This is a genomic window from Propioniciclava sp. (assembly GCF_029977985.1).
GTDB lineage: Bacteria > Actinomycetota > Actinomycetes > Propionibacteriales > Propionibacteriaceae > Propioniciclava.
The window spans coordinates 1-5,339 of sequence record NZ_JARKOT010000036.1 but is presented as its reverse complement, the minus strand read 5'-3'; the positions used below and the strand labels follow the sequence as shown (position 1 = coordinate 5,339).

Sequence of the window (5,339 nt, the reverse complement as noted above, 5' to 3'; positions counted from 1 at the left end):
GTCCGCGATTTGCGAGTAGGTCGGCTCTGCGCCGGACTCGGCCTCGGCAACGTCCATCAGGAGCCGCAAGCGGTTGGCGAGATCGACTGCCGCAGCCTGGGTCTCTTCTTCGGTCATGGCCGCTGACCTCCTTTCCCTTGTGACGGGCAAGGCCTCGCTGTTGTCCACCCCGGAGGGCGGTTGTGCATGCTCAACGCTACTCGTTGGGCATGCACAAATCAAGCCTTGCGCATGCTCAACGGTCGTGCTCCAATGGGAACTCGAACCTATTTGAGCATGCTCAATCGCTTGCTTGGGTGGGTCGTTCTCGCCAAAGAGGAGGTGAACGATGCTGGTTCTCGCGCCGTTCCCGCTCGGCTCCTCGCGGAGGCACGCCGCTGTGCCAGGCCGCCCAGTAGGGCTGGCCCGGCAGGTTCGCTCCGGTCGTGGCGGGAGGGGTTGCCTACCTCGAAGGTGTACCGCCGCGCCCACGAGTGTCGTGGTGGTCGCGAGAGGAGACCCGGTCATGGCATCGACATCGGAGCAGCGGGCGGCGCGTGAGGCGAAGCTCGACGAGTTGCACGAGAAGCTGACGAGTGCGGTCGAGCAGCTCATCTCCGGCGACGACTGGCGCGACGCTCTCGCGTTCGCGGCGAGGTTCCGTAGCCGGTCGTTCAACAACACGATGTTGATCTGGGTGCAGCACCAGGTCGCGTTCGAGGCCGGCCGGGTGCCCGAGCCGTTCCCCACGCTCGTGGCGGGGTATCGGCAGTGGCAGGCGTTGGGGCGTCAGGTGATGAAGGGCCAGCCGGGGTACATGATCTTCGCGCCCGTGACCGGCAGGTTTGCCACCTCTACGCCGTCGGATTCTGGTTCGTGGCGGCGGCTGGGGCCGCGGGAGAAGCCGAAGCCGGGTGAGGTGGTGCGCTCGCGTATGGTCGGTGCGCGCCCGGCGTACGTGTGGGATGTCTCCCAGACCGACGGCGAGCCCCTCCCGGCGACGCCTGCGCCGGTGTTGTTGGAGGGTGAAGCCCCCGCAGGGCTCTGGGACGGCCTCGCCGCGCAGATACGGGCCGCGGGGTTCGAGGTCGTCTCCGTGCCGGACGAGATGGCGATCATGGGCGCGAACGGCATGACCGACTACGAGGCGCGCACGGTGTCGGTGCGGGAGAACATGCCTCCTGCTGCACGGGTGAAGACGCTGGCGCACGAGCTCGCGCATGTGAGGATGCACGACCCTGGCGACGTGGAGGTGCGGCAACATCGCGGCATCCGCGAGGTCGAAGCCGAGTCCGTGGCGCTGATGATCGGTGCCGCGCATGGCATGACTACCGACGGCTACACGATCCCGTACGTCTCGACCTGGGCCGCGCGCGCAGACGACAAGGAACCCGCACAGATCGTGCAGGCCACCGGCGAACGGGTGCGGAAGACGGCGCTGGCGATCCTCGACCAGCTCGACACCTCGCAGCTCGGTGACGGCACCCCTCCCGGGCTGGAACGCGACATTCCGGCCGTGAAGCCGACCCGCGCGGCGGCTCGGCAGGTGGAGCCTGATCGGCCGCACGCGGTGCCGGTGTTGGCTGGACGGGGGCTGTGATGCCCGATCCCTTCGACGTTCTCGCCGCGCTCATCCGCGTAGACCGGACACCGAACCTCGCGGCAGCAGCGCGGAGTCTCGCAGCGTCCGGGGTGCCGGTGTTCCCGTGCGAGCCGGATGGGAAGCGGCCGATCACGCGGCGGGGGTTTCTCGACGCGACCAGCGACACTGGGCAGGTTGCCGCGTGGTGGTCGCGCACCCCGGAGGCGAACATCGGCCTCCCGACCGGCGCACCGTCTGGTGTCGTCGTGGTGGATGTCGATGTGCACGGCCCTGTCGATGGTCGCGCTGCCTGGCGTCGGGCCTCCGAGGCGGGGCTGGTGGATGGGGCGGGTCTGCTGGTGCGGACCCCGACCGGCGGCGCGCACGCCTACTTCCCAGCCACGTCGGGCGTCGAGCAGCGGTCGTGGCAGGCCGCCAGTGCCGGGGTCGATTTCCGGGGCGACGGCGGCTACATCATCGCTCCACCCTCCCGCCGCACCATCGACGGCACACTGCGGCGCTACGAGATCACCGACCTCGCCGCCAACTCCATCGGGCCCGTCGATGCCGCACGGCTCCGCGATTTCCTCGACCCCCGACCAGCCCCACTGACGCGAAACAGCGACGGCGCGACCGCAACGGTGGCTGCTGAGCGGCTCGCGGCCTGGGTCGCGAGCCGTGGTGAGGGCGAACGGAACCGGGGCCTGTTCTGGGCCGCCTGCCGCCTCGCCGAGAACGGCACCCCACCCGCAGACACACTCGATGCCCTCGGCCCACCCGCTGCGCGGGCCGGACTCAGCGAACGCGAGATCGCCACGACCGTGCGCTCTGCCTACCGCGCCACCAAGCCCACACCCGAAGCCAGCTCCCCGGCTGATGCGCGGCGTGGGGCTGATCGCTGGTGCAGCCGCTCCGCAACACCGCCGGTGGCCTCAGTCGGGCGGGCGGGGCTGTGATCGACAAGACGAGTCCACGACGGTGGGCTGCGGGGACGGCGGTGGCGGGGACGGTGTTCATCGCCGCCGGGGCGTTCTGGCTGTCGTTCACTTCGCTGGCCGATCTTGCCGCGCGTTCGGGGATCGGGGCTGGGCAGGCGTGGGCGTGGCCGCTGATCGTGGACGGCATCATCGTCGTCGCGACCGTCGCCGTCGTCGCTCTCGCCGGGCAACGCTCCGCCTGGTACCCCTGGGCACTCCTGACCGGGGGCGCGCTCGTCTCGGTCACCGCGAACGCGATCCACGCCGTCGTCGCCGCCGACGCCGACGTGCCCAGCATCCTCGCTGCCTCCGTCGCCGCCGTACCTCCCGTCGTGCTGCTCGCGATCACGCACCTCACCGTCATCCTCACCCGCACCCCGGTTCCCGCGTCGGAATCGGAGACGCCTGGCCGACCTCACGTCGCCTTGCTCGATGAGACCACTGCCGAGTCAGCGCCGAACGAGCTGGACGCGGTGCCAGCGTCATTTGGTGTCGCTGAGTTGGCGTCTACGCCTGCCGAGGCGGATTCGCTCGATCCGGCGGATCGTCGGGCGTTGGGGTGGGAGCTGCGCGAGGCGGGGTGGTCGAACAAGCGGATCGCCCGTGAACTCGGCGTGCATCCCTCGACCGTGGGCCGCTGGTTCACCCCCGCACACCTCACTACTGACATCACCGAGTCCGCCGACGAGCGGGAGGAGACCACCCCATGAACACCACCGACGGCCCGCAGCACACCGACCCCCGCCACAATCCGCAGCGCGTCGTGCCGACCCCGGCCGATGAGGCACTCTCGGTGCCGCGCGAACACCGCGAGCCTGCCGTCGAGGCCTCGACGGTGCCGGAGGCGGTGCGTGCCGCGCAGGTTGCCCGCACCGAGAAGCAACACGCCGCGGTGGTGCGTGGGCGGGGTGTGGAGTGGGTGCGCCCGACCGATCTGATGGCGCGGCATTCGGCGAACGTCGCCGGGCGCGGCCTGGACTTCCAGGCCGAGCTCGCCCGCCGCACCCGCACACCGCTCCGGATTGGGATGCAGGCCGTGCGGGACCGGGCACGTCGTCTGCCGCCGATCACGGCGTTCGGGCGGCGCACCGTCACCACGTCGGCCCCGACGCGGCCTGGGGTCGGGATGGGGTGACAGCTCGTGGTCCAGACGGCAACCAGAGAGGCGGGGGCGCGTTCGTGGGAGCGGGCGCGCACCTACCTGCCAGGAGGTGCCGACACCATGACCACAACCACCAACCCCCACAACGGCCAGAACTTCGAGCGTGAGGACTTCACCACCGGCGAGGGCTTGCGCGCTCTGCTGCACCGGCTCCACAACGGTGGTGAGGATGCCTGGGTCAATGATCCGGTCGCGCGCGATCTGATGGAGTTCGCCGCCGAGAAGTACAAGGCGCTGGCGCGCAAGCACCGCCTCGATACCTGGGATGCGGTCGCGGCGGCGTTCGACGCGATGCAGAACCGCTCCACCCTCGAAGCCCGCGACCCGTGGGCGATCATCACCCACGCCGTGCGGATCACCTGCATCTACGAAGAACGCGCCCAAGGCCTCCTCTGCTCGGTGCACCAGGCCCGCCGCTCCCACGTCTCGGCGTTCCACGACCCAGAACGATTCTCCGACCGCGACACCGCCCTCGCCGACTACCACCCGGCGCTCCAGGTCTCCGACGACCTGCCCAGCGACACCGAGCCCGACTCGCATGATCTGTTGGGGTCGGCGCAGGCCTGCATGTCTGCTACGTCGGCGGCAGAGGACGCGATCGCGCTGCTGTGCCTGCTCGACTGGCCGACCGACACCGCGCGAGCCTCGGTCGAGCACGTCTGCGGCGCCCTCACCAAAGCAGGAACCCGCCAGTCAGCCTACGAGGCGCTGCGCAGGGATCGGCACGCCCGCGCGCTCCTCGACCTGCCCCGCCGCACCTGGACCGCACTACTGCGGGCGCTGCTCGGGAACCCGCACCCCGCCTACGCGGCCACCAGCGCAGGGCGCGGGGTGCTGCTGCGGCTTCTCCTCGGCGAGACTCTGGAGCTGCTGCTGCGCGACGACGACCTGATCCTCGCCCTCGCGCTCGCCGCGCCCAGAGCCCGGGGCGGTGACCAGCGATGACCGACCCGCAGACCGGTATCCAGCTCGACCGGGCCGTCGATTCCCTGAGCGTCGGCAAGCGCCACCGCACCGACCTCGGCGACATCGAAACCCTCGCCGCATCCATCGAACGCGACGGCCTCCTTCAGCCGCTGACGATCACCATCGACGGCGTGCTCGTCTGCGGAGCACGCCGCCTGGCGGCGATCAAGATGCTCGGCTGGCGCACCGTCAGCGTCTGGGTGCGCGGCGGCCTGTCCGACCGGCTCGGGAAACTCCTCGCGGAGCATGACGACAACATGCTCCACAAGCCCTACAACCAGCTCGAAGCCGCCGGCCTCTACCGCGAGATCAAGCAAGTCATGGCCGAAGACGCCGCCCGCCGGAAGTCAGCCACCCAGTTCAGCGCCGAGAACCAGCCGGGAAATGACGGCCCCGGAAAATTTCCGGGACCGTCAGGTGCGCTCGGCGATGCACGAGAACTGGCCTCCGCGATGATCCCCGGTGGCGGGTCGTACAAGACGTTGGAGAAGGTCGGCTACATCGAAGAGATCGCCGATAACCCCGCCCAACCCGAGTCGCTTCGCGCGGAAGCGGCGGCGGCGTTGGAGCGGATTGAGGCAGGCGACCCGGTGCATCCCCTGTACCTGGCGATCCGCGAGAGCGCCGAGGCTGCGCGTGAGGTGCGCGAGGCGACGATGCACGCCCTCGCCGA

Annotated in this window: 6 protein-coding genes; all 6 read left to right on the top strand. The window is 70.1% G+C overall.

Annotated elements, in window-relative coordinates:
* The first annotated feature begins 505 nt into the window (after nt 1-505).
* Complete coding sequence (locus Q1K57_RS02410; RefSeq protein ID WP_300078614.1) at nt 506-1,579, top strand: ArdC-like ssDNA-binding domain-containing protein; 1,074 nt, start codon at nt 506-508, stop codon at nt 1,577-1,579.
* Nucleotides 1,579-2,517 (top strand): bifunctional DNA primase/polymerase, encoded by a 939-nt coding sequence (locus Q1K57_RS02405; RefSeq protein ID WP_300078612.1) that lies wholly within the window; start codon nt 1,579-1,581, stop codon nt 2,515-2,517. Before Q1K57_RS02410 ends, Q1K57_RS02405 begins: the two co-directional genes overlap by 1 nt.
* 41 nt (nt 2,518-2,558) lie before the next feature.
* Nucleotides 2,559-3,248, top strand: a complete 690-nt coding sequence (locus Q1K57_RS02400) for a DUF2637 domain-containing protein (RefSeq protein ID WP_300078610.1) — start codon at nt 2,559-2,561, stop codon at nt 3,246-3,248.
* Entirely contained in the window at nt 3,245-3,673 is a 429-nt protein-coding gene (locus Q1K57_RS02395; RefSeq protein ID WP_300078608.1) for a hypothetical protein, read from the top strand. Before Q1K57_RS02400 ends, Q1K57_RS02395 begins: the two co-directional genes overlap by 4 nt.
* Nucleotides 3,674-3,760: 87 nt before the next feature.
* A complete protein-coding gene (locus tag Q1K57_RS02390) occupies nt 3,761-4,645 on the top strand; it encodes a hypothetical protein (protein WP_300078606.1) in 885 nt (294 codons plus the stop codon).
* A partial coding sequence (locus Q1K57_RS02385; RefSeq protein WP_300078603.1) for a ParB N-terminal domain-containing protein occupies nt 4,642-5,339 on the top strand: 698 nt, incomplete at its 3' end. The genes Q1K57_RS02390 and Q1K57_RS02385, both read left to right, overlap by 4 nt.

Bases quoted from the DNA above. Each gene is read 5' to 3' on its own strand.
- Q1K57_RS02410 (WP_300078614.1), top strand. From the start codon at position 506: ATGGCATCGACATCGGAGCAGCGGGCGGCGCGTGAGGCGAAGCTCGAC.
- Q1K57_RS02405 (WP_300078612.1), top strand. From the start codon at position 1,579: ATGCCCGATCCCTTCGACGTTCTCGCCGCGCTCATCCGCGTAGACCGG.
- Q1K57_RS02395 (WP_300078608.1), top strand. From the start codon at position 3,245: ATGAACACCACCGACGGCCCGCAGCACACCGACCCCCGCCACAATCCG.
- Q1K57_RS02390 (WP_300078606.1), top strand. From the start codon at position 3,761: ATGACCACAACCACCAACCCCCACAACGGCCAGAACTTCGAGCGTGAG.